General features: G+C 51.9%; 3 protein-coding genes. All 3 read left to right on the plus strand.

Going from position 1 to position 4254, the window contains the following annotated elements:
* Positions 1–140: 140 nt before the first annotated feature.
* A complete protein-coding gene (locus tag ACI4N7_RS05995; RefSeq protein ID WP_439732443.1) occupies positions 141–1889 on the plus strand; it encodes a 2-oxoacid:acceptor oxidoreductase subunit alpha in 1749 nt (582 codons plus the stop codon).
* A gap of 2 nt (positions 1890–1891) precedes the next feature.
* Entirely contained in the window at positions 1892–2758 is an 867-nt protein-coding gene (locus ACI4N7_RS06000) for a 2-oxoacid:ferredoxin oxidoreductase subunit beta (RefSeq protein ID WP_439732444.1), read from the plus strand.
* Positions 2759–2845: 87 nt separating this feature from the next.
* Positions 2846–3904, plus strand: coding sequence for a tetratricopeptide repeat protein (locus tag ACI4N7_RS06005; RefSeq protein ID WP_439732445.1), 1059 nt, complete (start codon positions 2846–2848; stop codon positions 3902–3904).
* The last annotated feature ends 350 nt before the right edge of the window (positions 3905–4254 follow it).

Consider the following 4254-nt stretch of genomic DNA (forward strand, 5'->3'; position numbering starts at 1 on the left):
ATTTTTAAAATTTTAAAGAGATATTCATCGCTCTGAGGTGGTATAATAAAAATGTGTGAGTATGTGTAAAAACGATTCACCTATATAATATATTTTTATACTTTAATTTCCCGTGATTCATCACCAAGGAGGCAGATGGAGTGGAAACGAAACGTGATTTTATCTGGAAAATGGGCGGACAGCAGGGACAGGGCGTCGAGTCCTGCGGCGAAATCCTGGGCCGTGTGCTGGCACAGGAAGGCTATTCTCTTTTCAGCCAGCGTCTTTTTGCGTCCCGCATTAAGGGCGGCCATACAACCATTGCCCTTCGTATTGCTACGAAGGAAGTGGCTACTATCGGGGAGCATGTGGACTGCCTGGTAGCATTGGACCAGGAGACGATTGATCTCCATGGAAAGGAAGTGCCCGAGGGAGGCGTCATCATTGCGGATGATGCGTTCCATCCGAAATTTGAGGCTCACAGCGGACGTATCGTGCTGGCCCTTCCCATTACGGAACTGGCAAAGAAATACGGAAGCCTGCAGATGAAGAATATTGCAGCTCTCGGCATGAGTGCCGGTGTTCTGGGATTTCCGGAAAATCCATTCTACGGTTTCATTGCAGACCGCTTTGCCAAGAAGGGCGAAGAAATTATCAGCAAAAACAAAGAAATTTTCAAGGAAGGCTATGATACTGCCATTGCTGCCATGCACGGCGTAGAACTGGGACGTCTGGCTACCCCGCCGAAGAGGAACCAGCTTTATCTTCTGGGCAATGAAGCCGCTGCTCTGGGTGCGATTTCCGCCGGTTCCCGGTTCATGGCATCCTACCCCATTACTCCCGCTTCTGAAATCATGGAATACATGATCAAAGTAGTTCATAAAATTCACGGCACCGTGGTGCAGACGGAAGACGAACTGTCCTCCTGCATGATGGCCATGGGCGCCGGCTACGCAGGGGTGCGTGCTTTTACCGCCACCTCCGGCCCCGGGCTGTCCCTCATGGCTGAATCCATTTCCATGGCTGCCATGGCAGAAATTCCTGTGGTTATTATTGACGTTATGCGCGCCGGTCCTTCCACCGGCATGGCTACCAAGGTGGAACAGAGCGATATCCGTTATGCCATTGCCTCCGGCCATGGGGATGCGGAAAAGATCGTTCTCGCCGCTTCCTCCATCGAAGACTGCTATTATATTACGGAAGAAGCCTTCAACCTGGCAGAAGAATTCCAGACTCCGGTTATTGTTCTCTCGGATCTGCAGTTCGGCATGTGCAAGCAGTCTGTACCGGCCTTTGACCTGAACCGTGTAGGCATTCACCGCGGAAAGCTTCTGACGGAAGGACTTCCGGAACTGGATACGAAGAAGAAAGCTTATTTCCACCGCTTTGAAGACAGCGAAGACGGGATTTCCCCGAGAACCATTCCCGGCGTGAAGAACGGCATGTTCCTTTCCACCGGCCTGGAACACAACGTATTCGGCAAACCGGCAGAAGGCCCTGCAGACCGCGTTATGGAAATGGAAAAACGGCACCGCAAATTTGCGGGCGTTCCATCGGCTGTGAAACCCTTCTATGTAACTCATGAAGATACAGATACAGACCTGCTCCTCGTAGGTATTACCTCCACTAACGGTGCTCTGGAAGAGGCAGTGGAAGAACTGGAAGCGGAAGGAAAGAAAGTCAACCACCTCCAGCTCCGCCTGCTTTCCCCATTCCCGAAAGAAGCCCTGGCTCCCTACATCGAAGGTGCGAAGAAAGTTCTCATTGTAGAAGAAGATATGACCGCTCAGCTTCGTGAACTCTTTGCCATTCACTTTGACTGTCATGACAAGCTGCTGTCACTTCTCCAGTATGACGGCACACCATTTACCACTTCTACCATTGTGAACAAAGCCAAGGAGGTCTTCTGATTATGGCTTCACCGAGAGACTATAAAAATACTATCGTACCGAACTGGTGCCCCGGCTGCGGCGACTACGGCATCCAGAACGCTATTTCTGCCGTCTGTGCGAAAAAAGGATGGGCCAATGAAGAAATCACCCTGATTTCCGGTATCGGCTGTTCTTCCCGTATCGGCGGCTACCAGTACTGCTATGGTGCCCATACCACCCATGGCAGAGCACTTCCCTTTGCCCAGGGCATCAAATGTGCCAACAAAGACACCCATCTCATCGTATGCTCCGGCGACGGCGACTCCTATGCCATCGGTCTCGGCCACGCCATGCATGCCATGAAGAGAAATATGGACATTACCTACCTGGTTTTCGACAACCAGGTTTATGGACTCACCAAGGGCCAGACTTCGCCGGCTTCTTCCAAAGGCTTTGTCACCAAAACAACCCCGGATGGAAACCCGCTGACACCGCTGGCTGTACCGGCCATGGCCATTGCCGCCGGCGCCACCTTTGTGGCTCAGGCCTACGCCATTGACGGCAAAAATCTGGTGGACATCATTGAAAAGGCAGTGGATCACAAAGGATTTTCCTATGTGAACATTTTCACTCCCTGCGTCACCTTCAATCATATGAACACTGTGCAGTGGTACAATGAACACCTGAAGAAGATTTCCGACCTTCGGGAAAATTATGACTCCTCCAGCAAGGCGGAAGCTTTCCATCTGCTGGCGGAAACAGACAGCCTGGTTACCGGCGTCATTTACGAAGAAAAAGACGGCGTGCCCTTCGGTGATATTGTACCGTCTAAAGACGTACGGCTCATTGACCATGTAGAAAAACCGTCGGAAGCACTCTTTGACGACCTCTGCAGGGAATTCAGATAATCCGATCCGGACCCATAGCCGGAGGACTATGGCCTTTCTGGAGAAAATTTACCGGCGGGACACCCGCCAAAAAGGAGCAGGACTATTATGGCATCTGACAGAATGATGGAATATTACTACTCCATGGGGCAGGACTGCCTTCATATGGGGGATATGGACGGGGCAGTCACGTACTTCAGAAAGGCAGCCAATATGGGTGCCCGGGAAGCAGCCTATGAAATCTATGTCCTGGGCCGCCAATGGGAAAAAGGCGACGGCGTGGATAAAGATGAAGGAAAAGCGGAAAACTGTTTTAAGATCAGCGTGGATTATGATATCCTCGATGCCAGTCTGGAACTGGGAAAACTGTATCTCCGCGGGATTAACGGAAACAAGCCCAATCCACGGAAAGCCAGGAGAATGCTGGAGCATGCCTCTGACCAGGGCAGCGCGGAAGCGGCCTCCCTTCTGGGCAAGATTTACGATGAAGGCATCATGGGAAAAGTCAACCATAACAAAGCCTTCCAGTACTACCTGCTGGCTGCAGAACGGGGCGACAGCGGAGCCATGCTTATGACCGGCATGTTCTATGCCCAGGGCACCAGCACCCAGAAAGATCTGTCGGCAGCTGAAATGTGGATCCGAAAGGGCAGGGATGCCGGAGATCCTGACGGCGATATGACCCTTCGAGGCTTTCTTTCCGTAGCCTGCGGAGAATATATTACCGGCGCCGCCGGCAGTGTAGATGCGGGCAAAGCCTGGAGCATGGCTGAGGAAGCGGAAACACTGGGCGACAAAGAAGCCTTTTTTCGGCTGGGCCTTGCTTTCCGGCACAGCAGCCGGAAAGATCATGCCGTGAAAGCCTTTGAATGCTATAAACGGGCTGCCAGAAACAGCATTCCTGCGGCCTGGTCTGCTCTGGGACTCTGTTATGAAGCAGGAATCGGGGTGGAAGAGGATATCAGGGAAGCCGTGAAGCTTTACAAAAAAGCGGCTGAAAAAGGAGATCCCTTCGGCATGGCTCACTACGGCTATGCTCTCTCTAATGGAGAAGGCGTGGAAAAAGATGAAAAAGCTGCTATGAACTGGCTCATCAAAGCCGCCATGAAAGGCGATGGAGGCGCTATCCACATTCTGAAGGAAGATTACAACTACGAACTGAGATAAAGCAGTCAAAAAAAGACCGGCGAAAGCCGGTCTTTTTTTTAAATTGTGGAAATTACCATATGCCACAACTGATGAGCATAGATAGGGATTCTGCCCTCTTCGGCGGGCCCCTTTGGTGCCTTACGGCACCACCTTTCCTCTCCCCCGCTAAGTTCGGTCGGGCGACCAAAAGAAAGCGCCTTTATGGGCAGGCTAGGCGCCTTACTTCGCCCGACGTGCACATCCTATGCAGGATGTGCACAGTGGGACTATGGGCGCTGAACAATGTGCCACATGTCTCTATAGGGGAGCATAGAGAGGGATTCTACCCCCTGAATAGGGGGTAGTCCGGAGTAAGCCGGATAGGGGGG

It is taken from the genome of Dialister sp. (assembly GCF_051885895.1).
In the GTDB taxonomy this organism is placed as follows: domain Bacteria; phylum Bacillota; class Negativicutes; order Veillonellales; family Dialisteraceae; genus Dialister.

Excerpts from the sequence above, each read along its gene's own strand:
- ACI4N7_RS06005 (WP_439732445.1), top strand. The coding sequence starts at position 2,846 with ATGGCATCTGACAGAATGATGGAATATTACTACTCCATGGGGCAGGAC.
- ACI4N7_RS06000 (WP_439732444.1), top strand. The coding sequence starts at position 1,892 with ATGGCTTCACCGAGAGACTATAAAAATACTATCGTACCGAACTGGTGC.